This is a genomic window from Nocardia brasiliensis IFM 10847 (assembly GCF_000710915.1).
GTDB lineage: Bacteria > Actinomycetota > Actinomycetes > Mycobacteriales > Mycobacteriaceae > Nocardia > Nocardia brasiliensis_A.
Window position 1 is genome coordinate 1 of the sequence record NZ_BAUA01000097.1, and the last position, 18,091, is coordinate 18,091.

Annotated in this window: 13 protein-coding genes and 1 pseudogene; 10 read left to right on the forward strand and 4 right to left on the reverse strand. The window is 67.9% G+C overall.

The window, feature by feature from the left end; genetic code table 11:
• The 6 genes and pseudogenes from NBRGI_RS44025 to purM all read left to right on the forward strand — a co-directional run.
• A pseudogene (locus NBRGI_RS44025) lies at window positions 1–901 on the forward strand (amidophosphoribosyltransferase); the annotation flags it as partial.
• Between the two features lie 504 nt (window positions 902–1,405).
• Window positions 1,406–3,022: an ABC transporter substrate-binding protein gene (locus NBRGI_RS20725; protein ID WP_081869212.1), complete on the forward strand. Its 1,617-nt coding sequence runs from the start codon at window positions 1,406–1,408 to the stop codon at window positions 3,020–3,022.
• 122 nt (window positions 3,023–3,144) lie between these two features.
• Window positions 3,145–4,155, forward strand: coding sequence for an ABC transporter permease (locus NBRGI_RS20730; protein ID WP_029898790.1), 1,011 nt, complete (start codon window positions 3,145–3,147; stop codon window positions 4,153–4,155).
• A gap of 92 nt (window positions 4,156–4,247) precedes the next feature.
• The gene (locus NBRGI_RS20735) at window positions 4,248–5,243 is read left to right on the forward strand and encodes an ABC transporter permease (protein ID WP_235211035.1); all 996 of its coding nucleotides are present in this window, start codon (window positions 4,248–4,250) and stop codon (window positions 5,241–5,243) included.
• A complete protein-coding gene (locus NBRGI_RS20740; RefSeq protein ID WP_148310889.1) occupies window positions 5,240–6,952 on the forward strand; it encodes an ABC transporter ATP-binding protein in 1,713 nt (570 codons plus the stop codon). The genes NBRGI_RS20735 and NBRGI_RS20740 overlap by 4 nt, the downstream gene beginning before the upstream one ends.
• A gap of 225 nt (window positions 6,953–7,177) precedes the next feature.
• Complete coding sequence (gene purM, locus NBRGI_RS20745; RefSeq protein ID WP_029898795.1) at window positions 7,178–8,254, forward strand: phosphoribosylformylglycinamidine cyclo-ligase; 1,077 nt, start codon at window positions 7,178–7,180, stop codon at window positions 8,252–8,254.
• Between the two features lie 1,250 nt (window positions 8,255–9,504).
• On the opposite strand, the gene NBRGI_RS20755 is transcribed toward purM, so the two are convergent.
• From NBRGI_RS20755 to ygfZ, 4 genes are all read right to left on the reverse strand, one after another.
• A complete protein-coding gene (locus tag NBRGI_RS20755; protein WP_014981474.1) occupies window positions 9,505–9,711 on the reverse strand; it encodes a DUF3073 domain-containing protein in 207 nt (68 codons plus the stop codon).
• Window positions 9,712–9,887: 176 nt separating this feature from the next.
• Complete coding sequence (locus NBRGI_RS20760) at window positions 9,888–10,841, reverse strand: asparaginase (RefSeq protein WP_029898798.1); 954 nt, start codon at window positions 10,839–10,841, stop codon at window positions 9,888–9,890.
• A complete protein-coding gene (locus NBRGI_RS20765) occupies window positions 10,838–11,578 on the reverse strand; it encodes an MOSC domain-containing protein (protein WP_029898800.1) in 741 nt (246 codons plus the stop codon). The genes NBRGI_RS20760 and NBRGI_RS20765 overlap by 4 nt, the downstream gene beginning before the upstream one ends.
• 106 nt (window positions 11,579–11,684) lie before the next feature.
• On the reverse strand, window positions 11,685–12,797 hold the full coding sequence (ygfZ, locus tag NBRGI_RS20770) for a CAF17-like 4Fe-4S cluster assembly/insertion protein YgfZ (protein ID WP_029898802.1): 1,113 nt from the start codon (window positions 12,795–12,797) through the stop codon (window positions 11,685–11,687).
• A 183-nt stretch (window positions 12,798–12,980) separates the two neighbouring features.
• Between ygfZ and NBRGI_RS20775 the strand changes: the two genes are divergently transcribed.
• The 4 genes from NBRGI_RS20775 to NBRGI_RS20790 form a co-directional block, all read left to right on the forward strand.
• Window positions 12,981–13,901: an aminodeoxychorismate lyase gene (locus NBRGI_RS20775; protein ID WP_029898805.1), complete on the forward strand. Its 921-nt coding sequence runs from the start codon at window positions 12,981–12,983 to the stop codon at window positions 13,899–13,901.
• Between the two features lie 211 nt (window positions 13,902–14,112).
• Entirely contained in the window at window positions 14,113–15,612 is a 1,500-nt protein-coding gene (locus NBRGI_RS20780; protein ID WP_029898807.1) for a cytochrome ubiquinol oxidase subunit I, read from the forward strand.
• Between the two features lie 9 nt (window positions 15,613–15,621).
• Window positions 15,622–16,644 (forward strand): cytochrome d ubiquinol oxidase subunit II, encoded by a 1,023-nt coding sequence (gene cydB, locus NBRGI_RS20785; RefSeq protein WP_029898809.1) that lies wholly within the window; start codon window positions 15,622–15,624, stop codon window positions 16,642–16,644.
• A gap of 4 nt (window positions 16,645–16,648) precedes the next feature.
• Window positions 16,649–18,091, forward strand: a 1,443-nt coding sequence (locus NBRGI_RS20790) for an ABC transporter transmembrane domain-containing protein (RefSeq protein ID WP_235211034.1), incomplete at its 3' end; no start/stop codon positions are given.

Sequence of the window (18,091 nt, forward strand, 5' to 3'; positions counted from 1 at the left end):
GGGTTGTTGCCAGTGAGACCGCGGCCCTGGACATCGTCGGCGCCGCGTTCGTCCGGGAGATCGAGCCGGGCGAACTGCTGGCGATCGACGCGGACGGTGTGCGCTCGATGCGTTTCGCCAACCCCGAGCCCAAGGGCTGCGTCTTCGAATACGTGTACCTGGCCAGGCCGGACAGCACGATCTCCGGCCGTTCGGTGCATGCCACCCGAGTCGAGATCGGTCGTCGCCTGGCCAAGGAACATCCGGTCGAGGCCGACCTGGTCATCCCGGTGCCGGAGTCCGGCACGCCGGCGGCGGTCGGGTACGCGCAGGGTTCCGGCGTGCCCTACGGCCAAGGCCTGATGAAGAACGCCTACGTCGGGCGCACGTTCATCCAGCCGAGCCAGACCATCCGTCAGCTCGGCATCCGGCTCAAGCTCAATCCGCTGCGTGAGGTGATCCGCGGCAAGCGGCTGATCGTGGTGGACGATTCGATCGTGCGCGGCAACACCCAGCGCGCGCTCATCCGGATGCTGCGCGAGGCGGGCGCGCTGGAGATCCATGTCCGGATCGCGTCGCCGCCGGTGAAGTGGCCGTGTTTCTACGGCATCGATTTCGCCTCGCCGCGGAGTTGATCGCGAACGGTTCCGGCGCGGAGGGCAGCTTCGACGAGATGGTGGAGGGGGTGCGCCGCTCGATCGGCGCGGACACCCTCGGCTACATCTCCACCGAGGGCATGATCGCCGCGACCGAGCAGCCGCGTTCGCGGTTGTGCTGCGCGTGCTTCGACGGCCAATACCCGATCCCGCTGCCCACCGAGGCGGCCATCGGTAAGAACGTGCTCGAGGGCATGCTCACCGGCCAGTCCGAGGCGGCCCTGCTGGCCGACAACGCCAACGCCAGCGCGCTCAGCCGGCCGTAGTCCCGATTTCTTCTGCAGCGAGGCGAGTCACTCCGGTGGCTCGCCTCGCTGCCTTTCTGTGCGGCTGCGCAGTGTCCCTGATCGACTGTTCAGGCGAGTGCCGGTAACCCCGACACCGCGTGCGGTGTTTCCGGGGCGCTTCTATTTCCCGCGATGATCGTCGGTCGGCGCGCTGAGGTGCGCGCTTGCCGGGTCGCGGACTTTCGGCGAGTCGAATTCGCGCGCCGCATGCTTCCGGGTGTTTTGTCCAATAAGGAACAGTGGCGTCTTCGAGACGCAGAATCGGACGTTCTAGCCAGAACCTGGACATTCGTCCGGTGATCTGGCCCCTGTGATGCACTATTTGCAACGCTGGCTCACGTCCCGGCAATCTTTTCTGTGAAAACGCAACGTGCCGGAAATGGTTCGTGGGTACGGTGCCCGTCAGATCGGATGTTCAATTGTGTCCGCACCGGGCCTGCGATCCAGGACAACGCGGTGTGGCGCTCGAGAAGTGGGGCCCTGATGTTGGTTTCGAAAACACCTGGGGGCCGGACCCGGACGCGAACTATCGCGGCCGTCGGCCTGGCGACGCTGGTGGCGTCTGCCTTGGCCGGCTGCGGTTCGGGCCGGACCGGTGATGGTGGTGACGGTGGTGGCTTGCTTGCCGGCACTACGGACAAAATCTTCTCGCTCGACCCGGCGGCCGCCTATGACAACGGCTCCCTGGTCGCGGAAACGCAGTTCTACCAGTACGTACTGAACTTCGCGCCTGGCGACGCGACCCCGAAGCCGGACGCCGCGGAGAAGTGCGAGTTCACCAGCCCGACGGTGTACAGCTGCACCATGAAGCCGGGCCTCAAGTTCGCCAACGGCAACCCGCTGACCGCCAAGAGCGTCAAGTTCTCCTTCGACCGGATGGTCAAGATCAATGACCCGAACGGTCCCGCGTCGCTGCTCGGCAACCTCGAGAAGACCGACGCCCCGGACGACCGCACGGTCAATTTCACGCTGAAGGTCGCCAACGACCAGACCTTCCCGGCGATCCTGCCGACCCAGGCCGGCCCGATCGTCGACGAGAAGGTGTACGCGGCGGACAAGGTGATGGCCGACGAGGAAGTCGTCAAGGCCAAGGGCTACTCGGGCCCGTACACCATCGCCAGCTACGACAAGAACAAGCTGGTCGAGTACAAGGCGAACCCGGACTACAACGGCATCCTGGGCACGCCGAAGTCCAAGACGGTGTCGACGAAGTACTACGCCACCACCGACAACATGAAGCTCGACCTGCAGAACGGGTCGCTCGACGTCGCATACCGGTCGCTGACCCCCACCGATATCGAATCGCTGCGCGGCGACAGCAAGGTCACCGTGCACGAGGGCCCCGGCGGTGAGCTGCGGTACATCGTGTTCAACATGAACACCATGCCGGGCGGCACGCCGGAGCAGAAGCTGGCCGTGCGCAAGGCGCTCGCGTCCACCGTCGACCGGGCCGCGCTGGCCAAGGGCGTGTACAAGAACACCTACCTGCCCGCGTACTCGTCTGTGCCGCAGGGTGTTCCGGGCGCGACCGAGCCGTTCAAGGACATCTACGGCGCCGATCCGAGCAAGGAGAAGGCGGCGAAGTTCCTCGCCGACGCCGGTGTCGCCACCCCGGTCGAGCTGAACCTGCAGTACAACCCGGACCACTACGGTTCGAGCAGCTCCGAGGAATACGCGGCGATCAAGTCGCAGCTCGAGGCCAGCGGCCTGTTCCGGGTCAACCTGCAGTCCACCGAATGGGTGAGCTACCAGCGCGAGCGCGCCCGTGACTCCTACCCGCTCTACCAGTTCGGCTGGTTCCCGGACTTCCCGGACCCGGACAACTACCTGACCCCGTTCTTCGGCCCGAACAACTTCCTGCAGTCGCACTTCGAGGATCCGAGCATCTCGGCGCAGCTGACCGCGGAGACCACGGAGAACGACAAGACCAAGCGCATGGAGATCTTGAAGAACGTGCAGCGTGACCTCGCGCAGAACCATCTGCCGATCGTTCCGCTCTTGTCCGGCAAGCAGATCGCGGTCTCGGGCAAGAATGTGCAGGGTGTCGAGCAGACACTCGACGCGTCCTTCAAGTTCCGTTACACGGTGCTGAGCAAGTGACATCCGGCGAAGCCGGGCCCGGGACGATAGCTGCTCCAGAAACGAAGCCAGCGCCGGCCCGGGCCCGGCGCTTCGGCGTGCCCCGAAAAGGCAAGGGTGGGAGTGATTCTCGCCAGCTCGCGCTGCTCCGCTACCTGGGCGTGCGCCTGCTGTTGATTCCGGTGACCGCGTGGATTCTCGCCACCGTGGTCTTCTTCCTCATGCGCGTGGCCGGTGACCCGATCAGCGCGGCCATGGGTGGCCGGATGACCCAGGACCAGATCGAGGCCCGCAAGGAGGCGGCCGGGCTGAACCGGCCGATCCTGACCCAGTACTGGGAGTACATCTCCGGTCTGTTCCGCGGCGATTTCGGTCGCTCCCAGGACAATCGGCAGATCAGCGAGGTGATCACCACCTACGGCGCCGCCTCGCTGGAGCTGATGTTCTGGGCGCTGATCGTCGCGTTCGCGATCGGCGTCCCGCTCGGCCGTTATGCGGCGACACACCGTGATTCGGTGTCGGACACCGGACTTCGGCTGTTCGCGATCCTGGCCTACGCGGCGCCGGTGTTCTTCGTCGGTCTGCTGCTCAAGCTGGTGTTCGCGGTCAAGCTGGGCTGGCTGCCGGTGGCCGGTCGCGCGAGCACCAACGTGGAACTGCAACTGCAGCACGTCTCGCCGAAGACCAACATCATGCTGGTCGACGGAATCCTGTACGGCGACGCCGGTTACATCGGCGACGTCCTGAAACACGCTGTGCTGCCTGCGATCGCGCTCGGCCTGCTCACGGCGGGCATCTTCCTGCGCCTGGTGCGGATCAACCTGATCCAGACGCTGCGTTCGGATTACGTGGACGCGGCCCGGGCTCGTGGCCTGTCCCGCCGGGTAGTCACCGGACGACATGCGTTCCGCAACGCGATGATTCCGATCGTCACCGTGATGGGCATGCAGATCGCGATGATGCTCGGCGGCGCGGTGCTCACCGAGACCACCTTCGAATGGAAGGGTCTCGGCTATCAGCTCGCGACCTACCTCTCGGCCCGTGACTTCGTCGCGGTGCAGGGCATCGTCGCGTTCATCGCGGTGTTCATCGCCCTGATGAGCTTCCTGGTGGATGCCCTTGTGGCACTGATCGATCCGAGGGTGAGGTTCTGATGACCGCACCGGAATTGCTCAACGAGCCGGTGGTGACCCCACCGGTGCCGCCGTCGGCCCGCCGTCGCCTACCCGGCCTGCGGCTGTTCTCGATGACCGCGGGCCTGCAACGCGCGACGCTGATCCTCGGCTTGGCGCTGGTCGCGATCTTCGTGCTCGCGGCCATCTTCGCGCCGCTGATCGCGCCCTACGGTTTCGCGCAAAGTGCCGCCGACGGTGTGGATTTCGTCCGGCAGCAGGCGCCATCGGCCGACCACTGGTTCGGCACGTCGGTGCGTGGTGAGGACGTGTTCTCCCGGGTGATCTGGGGTGCGCGCACCGCGCTGTTCGTGATCGTGATCTCGCTGGTGCTCTCGCTGTTCATCGGCGTGCCGCTCGGCCTGCTGTCGGGTTACCTCGGCCGCTGGTTCGACCGGGTGCTGGTGCTGTTCATGGACGCGATGTACGCCTTCCCGACGCTGCTGCTGGCGATCGTGGTGTCCATCGTGGTCGCGGGCGGCCGCTCCACCAGCTTCGGCGGCGTGCTGTCCGCGGCGGTGGCGATCACGGCCGTCTTCGTGCCGCAATACTTCCGCGTGGTGCGCAACGCGACGGTCGCGGTGAAGAACGAACCCTATGTCGACGCCGCCAGGGTGACCGGGGCCTCGACGGCGCGAATCCTGTTCCGGCACATCTTCGCCAACGTCACCCAGTCGTTGCCGGTGATCGTCACGCTGAACGGGTCCGAGGCCATCCTCACGCTGGCCGGCCTCGGCTTCCTCGGGTTCGGCATCGAGCCGACCCAGGCCGCCGAATGGGGCTACGACCTGAACAAGGCGCTGTCGGACGTGTCCAACGGCATCTGGTGGACCGGCATCTTCCCCGGTTTCGCCATCGTGCTCGTCGTGCTCGGCATGACCCTGGTCGGCGAGAGCCTCAACGAGGTGCTCAACCCGATCCTGCGGACCCGTCGCGCCGTCTCGGCGGCGCCCGGTGACGCGATCACCGTCGAGCCCGCCATCGAACCCGAAAGTGCCACGGCGACAGCCGGAGCCGAGCCCGTGGTCGGGCTGACAAAGGACGGCACCGCCGGGAAGGAGACGTCATGACCAAGTCGGTACCGATGGCCGAGCGAGATCGTCCCGCGCTGTCCATCGAATCGCTGTCGGTCACCTTCGCGACCGACGCCGGACCCGTGTACGCGGTCAAAGACGTCTCCTACGAGGTGTATCCGGGCGAGGTGCTCGCCATCGTCGGCGAATCCGGCTCGGGTAAATCGGTGAGCTCGCGCACCGCGATGGGTCTGCTGCCGCTGACCGCGCGGGTGAACGGTCTGGTGACCCTCGGTACCCAGACCATCACCTCGATGAACGAACGGCAGCTCACCGCCCTGCGCGGCGGCGCGATCTCGATGGTGTTCCAGGAGCCGGGCCTCGCGCTCGACCCGCTGTTCACCGTCGGCTTCCAGATCGGCGAGGCGCTGCGCGCGCACTCGGACATGAGCAAGAAGGACGCCAAGGCGCGCGCGGTCGAACTGCTCCGCATGGTCGGGCTGCCCGACCCCGAGCACCGGGTGGACTACTACCCGCACCAGCTCTCGGGCGGGCAGAAGCAGCGCGTAGTGATCGCCATCGCCATCGCCTGCGAACCGAAGGTGATCATCGCCGACGAGCCGACCACCGCGCTCGACGTGACCGTGCAGGCCGAGATTCTCGAACTGCTGCGCGATCTGCGCGACCGGATCGGCAGCGCCATCGTGCTGATCACGCACAACATGGGCGTGGTGGCCGACCTGGCCGACCGCGTCGTGGTGATGCGCAACGGCAAGGTGGTCGAGCAGGCGCCGGTCGACGAGCTGTTCGCCAGCCCGAAAGCGGACTACACCCGAGCGCTGCTCGCGGCCGTCCCGCATTTGGGCACCGAGCAGCTGGCGCACGGTCCGGCCAAGGAAGTCGACACGACCGCCGAGCCGGTGCTCGAGGTGTGCGATCTGGTGGTGGAGTTCCCCGGCTCGTTCGGACGGCCGGCGTTCCGCGCGGTCGACGATGTGAACCTGTGCATCGGACCGGGCGAAACCCTCGGTCTGGTGGGTGAATCCGGTTCCGGCAAGTCGACCATCGGACGCTGCGTCGCCGCGCTGCAACGCCCCACCTCGGGTGTGGTCAAGGTGCGCGGGCAGGACATCGCCGGACTGTCCGGGCGCAAGCTACGGCCGATCCGGCGGCGCTTCGGGTTCGTGTTCCAGGACCCGGCCAGCTCGCTGAATCCGCGGCTCACCGTCGGCGAGTGCGTCGCCGAACCGCTGATCGTGCACCAGGCGGGCAGCTCGGCCGAGATCAAGGCGCGAGTCCGCAAGCTGCTCGACGACGTGCAACTGCCCGCGGGTACCGAACGCCGGTATCCGCACGAGTTGTCCGGCGGTCAGCGGCAGCGCGCCAGCTTGGCCAGGGCGCTCGTGCTGGACCCGGATCTGCTCGTCGCCGACGAACCGACCAGCGCGCTGGACGTTTCCGTGCAGGCCGCGGTGCTCGAGCTGTTCGGTCAGCTGCAGCGCGAATGTGGTTGGGCGTGCCTGTTCATCAGCCACGACCTGGCGGTGGTCGATCAGCTCGCCGACCGGATCGTGGTGCTGCGCAACGGCGCGGTGGTGGAACAGGGTGACCGGGATCGCATTCTCCGGGCACCCCAGCAGGAGTACACCCAGCGCCTGGTTGCGGCGGTGCCGGTGCCCGATCCGGTGGAGCAGCGGCGCCGGCGCGCGGCCAGCGCCGGACTGTTCGCCACCGAGGTCGACGCCGTCGAGGTGCAGACGGGATAATCTGGCGAGTGATTTCCCACGCAGCTGGGTAACTCGCCGGGCATCCGTCGACGGCGCCGCGGGGCGCGACCACCGGCAAGGTTGTCAAGTCCCGCGGCGCCGGCAAGCGGTAAAAGACGCCGAGAGGCGGGCAGCACGAAGCAATACCGGTGCTGGGCTGTTATTCGTCTCCGGTAGCGTGAGCAGGCATCTATCCGCCGATTCGGTTTGGAGCTTTCCCCGAAAATGACTGAACAGACCCCCAGTGGTGGTGCCTCATACGCCGCGGCAGGCGTGGACATCGAGGCAGGTGACCGCGCAGTCGAGTTGTTCGGGCCATTGGCGAAGAAGGCGAGCCGACCCGAGGTGCAAGGCGGCCTCGGCGGATTCGCCGGGCTGTTCGCACTGAAGGGCGGCTACCGCGAGCCGTTGCTCGCCGCGTCCACCGACGGGGTCGGAACCAAGATCGCGGTCGCGCAGGCGATGGACAAGCACGACACCGTCGGTCTGGACCTGGTCGCGATGGTCGTCGACGACCTGGTGGTGTGCGGCGCGGAACCGCTGTTCCTGCAGGACTACATCGCCATCGGCAAGGTCGTCCCGGAGAAGGTCGCCGAGCTGGTCTCCGGCATCGCCGAGGGCTGCGTGCGGGCCGGTTGCGCGTTGCTGGGCGGCGAAACCGCCGAACACCCCGGACTGATGGATGCCGACGACTACGACCTGTCCGCGACCGGCGTCGGCGTCGTCGAGGCCGACGCGGTGCTCGGCCCCGACCGGGTGCGTCCCGGCGACGTGGTGATCGCCATGGGCTCCTCGGGCCTGCACTCCAACGGCTACAGCCTCGCCCGCAAGGTGCTGCTCGACATCGACCGCATGTCGCTCACCGGGCACGTCGAGGAGTTCGGCCGGACCCTCGGCGAAGAACTGCTCGAGCCGACCCAGATCTACGCCAAGGACTGCCTGGCCCTGATCGCCGAAACCGATGTGCGCACCTTCGCCCACGTCACCGGCGGTGGCCTCGCCGCCAACCTCGGCCGCGTGCTGCCCGCCGGCATGGTCGCCGAGCTGGATCGTGGCACCTGGAACCCCGCGCCGGTCTTCAAGATGATCGCGCAGCGTGGCCGCGTGGAGCGGGTCGAGATGGAGAAGACATTCAACATGGGCGTCGGCATGGTCGCCGTAGTCGCCCCCGAAGACGTCGACCGCGCCCTCGCCGTCCTGACCGCCCGCCACATCGAATGCTGGACCCTGGGCACCGTCAAGAAAGCCAAGGACACCGACGCCCTGCGCGCCGTCTTGGTCGGCGAACACCCGCGCTTCTGAACGTTCGCGTCCGGCTGATCTGTGCGGGGTTCGTGTCCGGCTGAGGTGCCCGCGCCGCATGCGGTCTCGGCCTGGCGCACCGAACGTCTGAACACGAACGCAAGCCTCCTGCCCGGTGCACCGCAGTTACGTCTGTGGTGCAACCGGGCAGATGCTTGTGCGCCCCTGACCTTGCGGCCTTGCGGCCTTGCGGCCTTGCGGCCTTGCGGCCTTGCGGCCTTGCGGCCTTGCGGCCTTGCGGCCTCGCAGCCCCCGTCAGCCTCGGCTACTTGATTGCCGCGCACGTTTGTGCGGCGCGCAGGAAGCGGTAGGCGATTACCAGCCCGGGAGCCCGGGCTCCCGGGAGCCCGAGATGTGCGCGGGGCGCTCGGGCGCGCCGCCTCTTGGCGGCCCCAAACCGTAGGCGCGGGCGTTACCGGGGACGTCGCCGTTGCGCGCCGCGCGTGTTTTGTTGCGCCGCGTGCGAATTGTTCGGCTATTTCGTGCGCGGGAGGCTGGGATGTGCGCGCGAGGCTGGGATGTGCGCGGGGCGCTCGGATGCGCAGCCGGGCGGCCCTGCACCCGCGGGTGGTTGCTCCGGGTGGGGTCGCGGTTGTGCCGCGCACGTTTTGTCGAGCTGCGCTCGAGTTGCTCGACAAAACGCGGGCGCGAGGCTGAGATGTGCGCGGAGGGTGCTCGGGTGTGCCGCTTCCCGTGGCCCCGCACCCTCGAGTGCGGGCCGGTTCCCGGGGTGGTGTCGCCGTTGCGCCGCGCGTGTTTTGGCGAGCTGCGTGCGAATTGTTCGGCTATTTCGTGCGCGGGACGCTGGGATGTGCGCGGGAGACGTTGGTCCGGGTGTCCGCGTGGCTGGAGGGGTGACGCCGGAGGCCCGAGGCGCGGGCGGGAGGCGCGAGGGTCGCGGTGGTGGGGGATGGGTCCGCGCGTTGCGGGCAGACAGTTATCGACGCGGGGTGTGGGGACATGGTGGGAGCCTGGTCCGCATTCGAGCGCTCGGCGGGTGAACCGGGCGCGCGGGGGTGCGAACTCACCTCGTCCGGTGTGCTGACTGAGCGCTCGGCGAAGCCTGAGTTCAACGCCTCGCCGAATCAACCTCGGCGCAGCGTGAACGCATCGTGAAATCAACGCAGCGTCCCGCATCGCTCGGATGCGGGACGCTGGTGTGTTGTAAGGCTTTTCGGCGGAGGCCGTCGACGCTTGGCAACGGCTGAAGGGGGAGGCACGCGACCTCCCCCTTCATGCGTTGCTTCGAGTCAGCGGCGCCAGTCGTCGTAGTCGTCCTCTTCCCAACGGGTAGAGGACTCGTCCGCGTTGTGCTCATCGGACAGCACACCACTCCGTTGGGAGTTGGGGCTGCCCGAAAGCTCGCGCTGAAGGCTCGCGAAGTCGCTCGGCGGGCTGCTGTACTTCAGCTCGCGTGCGACCTTGGTCTGCTTTGCCTTAGCCCGGCCACGGCCCATGGCTGACCCCCTCGCGTCACTGCGGGGCGGCCTGGGGTTTGGTTGGCGGCCCCGTTCGAATTAATACTCTTCCTGACAGACACTTTAGCGTGTGTCCGGCGGTCTCGCTTCCAGGAGTGGGTGAAGAACTCCCGAAGAGGTTCCGTTTGCCCGGTTGTCGCCCTTGACCGGGGCGGCTACAGCACTCCGGGAATCGCTCGGATGACGCCGACGCGAGCGCCGCCACCGAGTACCGCGGGGGCCGCCAACTCGGCATGCGCGTCGGTCCAATCGACCCCGATTCGATGCAAAATGGCCAGCGTCAGGGGCATTCGGGCACGGTCGTGACCGTCGTCGATCTTGTAGGCGAAGGCGGTGCCGTCGGGTAGCGCGCCCGCGTGCACCCCGTCCGCGCCGATCTTGCAGACGAGTCCGGGGGTGGCTTGCATAGCTGACAAATCGGGTGCGTTGGTGCCCGAAATCACTCGCGGATGGGCGCGGATGGCGTCGGCGACGCGCCGCTCCGGCGCGTCCGGCGCGGCGGTGGCCATGGTGGCGAACACCCGGGCCAGGTTCACCAGCGAGACCGGGATGATCGGCAGTCCGCAGCCGTCGATGCCGAGATCGGTCTCGGGTTCGCCGGTCAGTTCGGCGACGGTGGCGATGACCGCCTGCTGCAGCGGATGTGCGACGTCGAGATAGCCCTCGGTCGGCCAGCTGTTGATCGCGCAGGTCGCCAGCATCGCGGCATGCTTGCCGGAGCAGTTCATGTAGATCCGTCGCGGTTCCTGTGATCCGGACAGCACGGCGGCCCGTGCCTTGTCGTCGACCGGCAGGTCCGGCGGGCATTCGAGGGATTTCTCGTCGAAGCCGAACCGGTCGAGCAGCCGGCGGACCAGCGCGACGTGGTCGGGTTCGCCGTAGTGCGAAGCGGTCGCGATGGCGAGCTCGGCGTCGTCGAGTGGTTCGAAACCGTGCCGCAGCAAGGTGATCGCCTGCATCGGCTTGTTGGTGGAGCGCGGGAAGATCGGCAGATGCACCTCGCCGAGAGTCAGCGTCGGCTCACCCGCGGGATCGAGGATCACCACCGAGCCGCGGTGCACGCACTCGCGGAAACCGGAGCGGACTACTTCGACCAGATCCACGCTCACAGTTGCGCTCCCGTGTCGAGTTCGGTGGCGTGCCGGTCGGCGACGCCGGAGACGGTGGCCACACCGGTCCGGCGCTGCGCGGCGCGTGCGGCGTTCGCGTGCCTGCGCGCGTGCCGCTCGATCTGCATGCGCACGTCGTCGGAGATGGTCGGCTCCGTGGCGAGCAGGATGGCCAGCAGATCCGGATCCTGGCCGGTGAACAGGTCACGGACCGTCACGCCGTGATCGGGCACATGCTGCACGGTCACCGTGTCGCCCGCGCCGATCGTGCCCTCTCTGAGCACCCGGAAGTAGGCGCCGGTGTCGCTGCGCAGCGTGAACCGCTTGACCCACTGGGCTTCTCCGCTCCAATGCTGGAACGTCGCGCACGGCACGCGGGGCGCGCTCACCTCGAGCAAGGTGTCGCCGATGGCCAGGCGGGCACCGAAAACCGCGTCGCTGATCGGCAATCCGGACACCCTTAGATTCTCGCCGAACCAGCCCGCGGGCAACTCGCGATCGAGTTCGCCGGCCCAGCGCCGGGCGTCCTCGTCGGCGTAGGCGTAGACCGCCTGGTGGGCGCCGCCGTGGTGGGCGGTGTCGCAGACGTGGTCGCCGTCGAGACCCAGCGCACGCACCGGCACGCGGTCCGGGCGGGGTCGCTTGTCGATGGCGGAGCGGCCGACCCGGGTGGGTACCTCGATCTCGGCGTGCACCACGCACACCGCGAGTACTTCGCCGGTGTCACCGGGTCGCATGGACGCTCCTTTCACGGTGTGTTCTGGTCGGTGGGTGCGCGGTGCCGGCACAGTGGCGCGGCGCGATGCGACTTGCGCCCCTTCGGAATTCGATGAGCATCGGTGGTCAGCGGCCGCGCAGTCGATCGACGGCGACCCTGCCCGCCTGCGGTGCGTCGTCGGCGGGCACCGAGTCGGGGTCGATGGCCGCGGCCGCCGGGCCGGCCGTGAGCTGGGTGTCCACCGGGATCGTGCGTTTGATCAGCGCGAGCGCGATCGGGCCGAGTTCGTAGTGGTCGATCACCGTGCCGAGGCGGCCGATGGCCCGGCCGCCCGCGGTGACGTCGTCACCCGCGGCCGGCCGTTCGTCGGCCGATCCGTCGAGATGCAGCAGCACCAGATGCCGCGGCGGTTTGCCGAGATTGTGCACCCTCGCCACGGTCTCCTGACCGCGATAGCAGCCTTTGTCCAGGTGCACCGCACCGTGCTCGGTGACGCCGCCGATCCAGCGGGCCTCGTGCGGGATGGTGCGGTCGTCGGTGTCGAGCCCGATCCGTGGGCGCACGGCCGCGACCCGCAGCGCCTCGAACGCCCACATGCCGGCCGGCGCGGCACCCGCCGCGACGAGCCGGCTCCACCGGTCGGCGAGTTCCGCGCGCGGAATCACGAGGTCGAAGGAGTCGGCGGCCGGCCACGGCATCCGCCGCACGAAACCGCCGCCGGGCAGGGCCACGGCCTCGTAGACGCCGGGCGCGGAGTCGACGCCGAGCGCGGCGAGCACCTCTGCCGCGTTCGGCCCGAGCAGGCTGAGCACGGCGTGCTCGGATTCGACCGGCTGCGCGTCGGCCCAGAAGACCATCTTGCGCAGGAACTCCAGCAGCGCGGGGCCGCGGTCGCCTTCGGTGTCGATCCACACCGTGGCGTCGAGTTCGGTGAGCACGAAATGGTTCAGCACCCGGCCGTTGAGGTCGAGGTCGAGGCTTTCCGCGGACTGCCCGTCGGCGAGGGCCGCGATGTGCTGACTGGTGATGGTGTGCAGCCAGGTCAGCCGCTCGGCGCCGGCGATGCTCAGTACGAATCGATGCGAGCGATCGACGACCGCGGCCCGCTGTACGGCCGTCCGCTGTTCGCCGAGCGGGTCACCGTAGTGCCACGCCACGGCGGCATCCGGCGAACCGGGCGCTCCCGCGACGGCTCCCGGAGTAGACAGGATGGGGCTGGGTGCAACGACCACGGACACGTTTCCACTGTAGGCCGGGTCCACGGTGGGTGCCCGAACCGGGGCTCGCGGAACGCGTTCGCGACACCATCCCGGCGGCCGGGCGCCGACGCGGTCGTGAACCCCGCGCGACCCGCGGGAAAAGATGGAACGAAGTCTGCCGTGACCTAAGCGCGACCATCCAACACCGCCTAGTCTCGACGCATGGTAGATCGGGTTCTTGTCTCACTCGACGGCGCGGTCCGGGACGCGGACGCGCCGTTGGTGTATGCGGACGATATCGGGCTTCTGCGAGGCGACGGTATTTTCGAAACGGTGCTGGTGCGTGCGGGCAACGCGTGCGCGATCGAATTCCACCTAGGCAGGCTGCGCCGCTCGGCGCAGGCGCTCGATCTGCCGGAGCCCGAACTGGGGCGGTGGCGTGCGGCGGTGGAGCGGGCCGCCAAGGAGTGGGGCGCCGATCGCGAGGGTGTGATGCGGCTGGTGCTCACCCGCGGGCGCGACTCGGAGCTGTCCGGGGTCGCCGAGAAGGTGACCTCCGGTGATCTCGCGGCCGCGGTGCCCGTGCCGACCGCCTACGTGCTGGTGCTACCCGTGCCCGATCGGGTGCAGAAGGCGCGTACCGAGGGCGTCGCGGTGGTGACCCTGTCACGGGGCATCTCCATCGACCTCGCGCAGGCCGCGCCATGGCAGCTGCTCGGTGCGAAGACGCTCTCCTATGCCTCCAATATGGCGGCGCTGCGTTTCGCGGCCCGGATGGGCGCCGACGACGTGATCTTCACCAGCACCGAGAATCGGGTGCTCGAGGGGCCGCGCTCGTCCGTGGTGATCGTGCGGGACAAGCAAATGCTCACCCCGCCCGCGAAAAACGGCGTGCTGCCGGGCGTCACCCAGCGTGCGTTGTTCGCCGAGGCGCAGAAGGCCGGTTGGGAGTGCACCTACAAGTCGCTGTTCACCGCGGACCTGCTGACCTGTGACAGCATCTGGCTGCTCTCCAGCATCTCGCTCGCGGCGCGGGTGAATTCGCTGGACGGCCTGCGGATGTCGGCGCCGGACAATGCGGCCGAGATCATCGATCTGGTGGACCGCGGTGTCGAGCGGGCGGGGGCCATCGGCGACTGGTGACGACCGCCTCCGCCGGTCCGGTTGACTGCCCGCAACCGGCGCCGCCGAGGTGATCTCCGTCTAATCGAGGCGCGGTCCGGCGCGCCCGAGCACGGAAAATACCTGTTCGAAGCCGCAACGTCCGGTGTGTCGTGGCCTACGACGCATTGCTCAACCCTGCCTCCGGCGTAGTCTTACTACGACATGTCGTAGACCGGCAGGAGGTTCAAAGGTGAACGCGCTGGACATCTCGCGATGGCAGTTCGGCATCACGACCGTCTACCACTTCCTGTTGGTGCCGCTGACCATCGGCCTCGCGCCCTTGGTCGCCGCCATGCAGACCGCGTGGGTGATCACCGGCAAGGAGCACTGGCTCCGGCTGACCAAATTCTTCGGCAAGCTGTTCCTGATCAACTTCGCGCTCGGCGTCGCCACCGGCATCGTGCAGGAATTCCAGTTCGGCATGAACTGGAGCGAATACTCCCGCTTCGTCGGCGACGTGTTCGGCGCACCGCTCGCGCTGGAAGGCCTGGTGGCCTTCTTCATGGAATCGACCTTCCTGGGCCTGTGGATCTTCGGCTGGTCCCGGCTGCCGAAACTGGCGCACCTGGCCGCGATCTGGATGGTCGCCATCGGCGTGAACGCCTCGGCGTACTTCATCGTCGCCGCCAACTCGTTCATGCAGCACCCGGTCGGGGCGCGGTTCAACCCGGAAACCGGGCGCGCCGAACTCGAGAGCATCGTCGCGGTGCTCACCAACAACACTCTCCTGGCGGCCTTTCCACACGTGGTCGCCGGATCCTTCGTCACGGCAGGCACTTTCGTCGCCGGTATCGCGGGTTGGTGGATGGTGCGCAAGGCGCGCACCGGTGACGCCGCGGAGATCACCGAGGCGCGCACCATGTGGCGTCCCGCCGCGCTGGCCGGCATCTGGGTGATGCTCGTCTCGCTGGGCGCGCTGTTCCTGACCGGTGACACGCAGGGCAAGCTGATGTTCGAACAGCAGCCGATGAAAATGGCCTCGGCGGAATCGTTGTGCCACACCGCGACCGACCCGGACTTCTCCATCCTCACGGTCGGCACGCACAACAACTGCGACAGCGTCACGCACGTGCTCGAGGTGCCCGGCGTGCTGCCCTACCTCGCCAAAGGCAAATTCAGCGACGTCACCCTGCCCGGTGTCGTCGACCTGCAACAGGAGTACAACGCGAAATACGGTGTCGGCGACTACCGGCCCAACCTGTTCGTCACCTACTGGTCCTTCCGCGCCATGATCGGCCTCGCGGCCGGCTCGGCTCTGCTGGCACTGGCCGGCCTGTGGCTCACCCGGCGCGGGCGGGTGCCGAACCAGCGCTGGTTCGCCTGGCTCAGCCTGCTCGTCATTCCGACGCCGTTCCTGGCCAACAGCGCGGGCTGGGTGTTCACCGAAATGGGCAGGCAGCCATGGGTTGTCGCGCCCAACCCGACCGGCGACCCGAACCTGCGACTGACCGTGCAGCAGGGCGTGTCCAACCATTCGCCCGGCGTGGTGCTGTTCTCACTGATCACCTTCACGCTGCTGTACGGCGCGCTCGCCGTCGTCTGGTTCTACCTGATGCGGCGCTACGTGGTGCACGGACCGGAGCGGCCTGCCGCGAGCCCGCCCACCGACTCGGGTCCGGACAAACCCGCGGGGCCGACCGGTCGCTCCGGCGAAGAACCTGCCGTCGAACAACTTTCGTTCGCCTACTAGGAGCCGACGATGAGTCTGCAAGAGTTCTGGTTCGTGCTGATCGGGGTGCTGTTCACCGGGTACTTCGTGCTCGAGGGCTTCGACTTCGGCGTCGGCATGCTGATGCCGATCCTCGGCAAGGGCTCCGACACCCGAAGGCGCGTGGTGCTCAACACGATCGGGCCGGTCTGGGACGGCAACGAGGTCTGGGTGATCACCGCGGGCGGTGCCATGTTCGCCGCCTTCCCGGAGTGGTACGCCAGCCTGTTCTCCGGCTTCTATCTGGCGTTGCTGCTGTTGCTGGTGGCGTTGATTCTGCGGATCTGCGCGATCGAGTACCGCGGCAAGATCGACGACCCGCGCTGGCGGGCGCGCTGTGACCTCGGCATCGGAATCGGTTCCTGGATACCGGCACTCGCGTGGGGCTGGGTCTTCGCGAACGTGGTGCGCGGTGTGCCCCTGAACGAGAAGAAGCAGTTCGCCGGCTCGGTGTGGGATCTGCTCGGACCCTACGCACTGCTCGGCGGACTGACCACCGGACTGCTGTTCGCGCTGCACGGCGCGGTGTTCCTCGGCCTGAAGACCGGTGGCGAGGTGCGGGCCGACGCGCAGCGCACCGCCAAACTGCTGCTGGTGCCTACCGCGGTGGTCGTCGGCGTCTTCGGTGTCTGGACGCAGCTGGCCTACGGCACCGGGTGGACCTGGATTCCGTTGGGGCTGGCCGTGCTCGGACTGGTCGGCGCGGGCGTCGCGGTGTACGCGGACCGGGACGGCTGGGCGTTCACGGGCACGGCCGTCACGGTGGCGGCGGCGACCGCACTGCTGTTCGGCTCGCTGTTCCCGAATGTGCTGCCCTCCACCATCGACGCCGCGTTCGACCTGACCATCCACAACGCGTCGTCCACGCCGTACACGCTGAAAGTGATGAGCTGGGCCGCCGTCCTGGTCACGCCGGTGGTGCTGCTGTACCAGGGCTGGACCTACTGGGTGTTCCGCAAACGGATCACCGTCGACCAGATCCCCGCGCCCATCGGGCTTTCGCTGAAGGACTGAGCTCATGGCTCGACCGCCTGTCGACCCGCGCCTGTGGCGGTACGCGCGCTCGGCCCGCCGCTACCTGGTGCTGAGTGTGCTGCTGTCGCTGGTGATCACCGGTTCGATCGTCGTCGCGGCGGTCCTGCTCGCCCGGGTGCTGGCCGGGGTCGTCACCGAACCCGGTCAGCGCACGCTCGGCGCGTGGAGCACCGAAATACTGGTGCTCGCAGTCGTTCTCGGCGTACGGGTACTCGCCACCTGGTGGCAGTCGCGGCTCGGGCACCGGGCCGGAGCCGGCGTCGTCGCGGAACTCGAGACCGCGGTGCTGACCGCCGGCGCGCAGCTGCGGCCGCGCGAACTCGAAACCCGCAGAACAGAACTCGCGGTCGTGGTCGGCACCGGGCTGTCCGGGTTGCGCGGCTACCTCACCGGTTACCTGCCCGCGCTGTTGCTCGCTGTGCCGGTGCCGCCGATTGTGCTGGCGGTCATCGCGATACACGATCCGATCTCGGGTCTGATCGTGGTCGTCACCTTGCCGCTCATCCCGATCTTCATGATCCTCATCGGACTGCTCACCCAAGGTCGGGCCGAGGCGACACTCGCCGCGACCACCCGGCTGTCCGATCAGCTGCTCGATCTGTTCGCCGGGATGCCGACGTTGCGTGCGCTGGGGCGGGAAACCGGTGCGGTGTCGAGGGATCGGATCAGCGGCGACGGGGGATCGCGGCGAACCGGTGGCGTTCGTGCAGACGGCTCCGGCACAGCCGAAGCGGATGCGGCGGATTCCGCCGAGTTACGCCGGACCACGATGGTGCCCAGGGTGCGCGAGCTGGGCGATGCGTTGCGGCAGCGTACGATGCGGGCACTCCGCATCGCCTTCCTCTCCTCCATGGTGCTGGAAATGCTGGCGACGCTCAGCGTCGCCCTGATCGCCGTCTCCATCGGCCTACGCCTGGTCTTCGGTGAAATGAGTCTGTACGCAGGTCTGGTCGCCCTCATCCTCGCCCCCGAGGTCTACCTCCCGCTCCGCATGGTCGGCGAACGATTCCACGCGGCGCAAGACGGGATGGCCGCCGCCGATCGGGCCTTCGCGATCCTCGAATCCGAAAGCGGCGCAATCGATTCTTCGGCTTCAGCCGACGAGGGCGGGACGGTCGCCGCGGGTGGTCCGCATGCGGGTGGTGCCAGGGCTTCCGATGCTTCGAGTGATCGTTCGGACGTGGACGGTGTTGCAGGGCTCCTGGACCGCGTCGGTGGCCCAGGGCATTCCGGTGTGCATGGCGTAGCGGCGCGAAATAGCAGGGATAAAGCGTCTTCGGGTATGAGCGTCGCTTCGGCGTACGGTCCCGTCGGTGGTTTGCGGGATCCCGACGCGGGTGCCGGCGCAGCGACCGTTGTTGGGAGCGAAGCAGTTTCGGACGGGGAGAGCGCCATGTCGGCGGGCGCCCATCTCGGTGGTTCGGAA

Bases quoted from the DNA above. Each gene is read 5' to 3' on its own strand.
- NBRGI_RS20725 (WP_081869212.1), top strand. From the start codon at position 1,406: ATGTTGGTTTCGAAAACACCTGGGGGCCGGACCCGGACGCGAACTATC.
- NBRGI_RS20735 (WP_235211035.1), top strand. From the start codon at position 4,248: ATGACCGCGGGCCTGCAACGCGCGACGCTGATCCTCGGCTTGGCGCTG.
- NBRGI_RS20740 (WP_148310889.1), top strand. From the start codon at position 5,240: ATGACCAAGTCGGTACCGATGGCCGAGCGAGATCGTCCCGCGCTGTCC.
- purM (WP_029898795.1), top strand. From the start codon at position 7,178: ATGACTGAACAGACCCCCAGTGGTGGTGCCTCATACGCCGCGGCAGGC.
- NBRGI_RS20755 (WP_014981474.1), bottom strand. From the start codon at position 9,711: ATGGGCCGTGGCCGGGCTAAGGCAAAGCAGACCAAGGTCGCACGCGAG.
- NBRGI_RS20765 (WP_029898800.1), bottom strand. From the start codon at position 11,578: ATGCGACCCGGTGACACCGGCGAAGTACTCGCGGTGTGCGTGGTGCAC.
- NBRGI_RS20775 (WP_029898805.1), top strand. From the start codon at position 12,981: ATGGTAGATCGGGTTCTTGTCTCACTCGACGGCGCGGTCCGGGACGCG.
- cydB (WP_029898809.1), top strand. From the start codon at position 15,622: ATGAGTCTGCAAGAGTTCTGGTTCGTGCTGATCGGGGTGCTGTTCACC.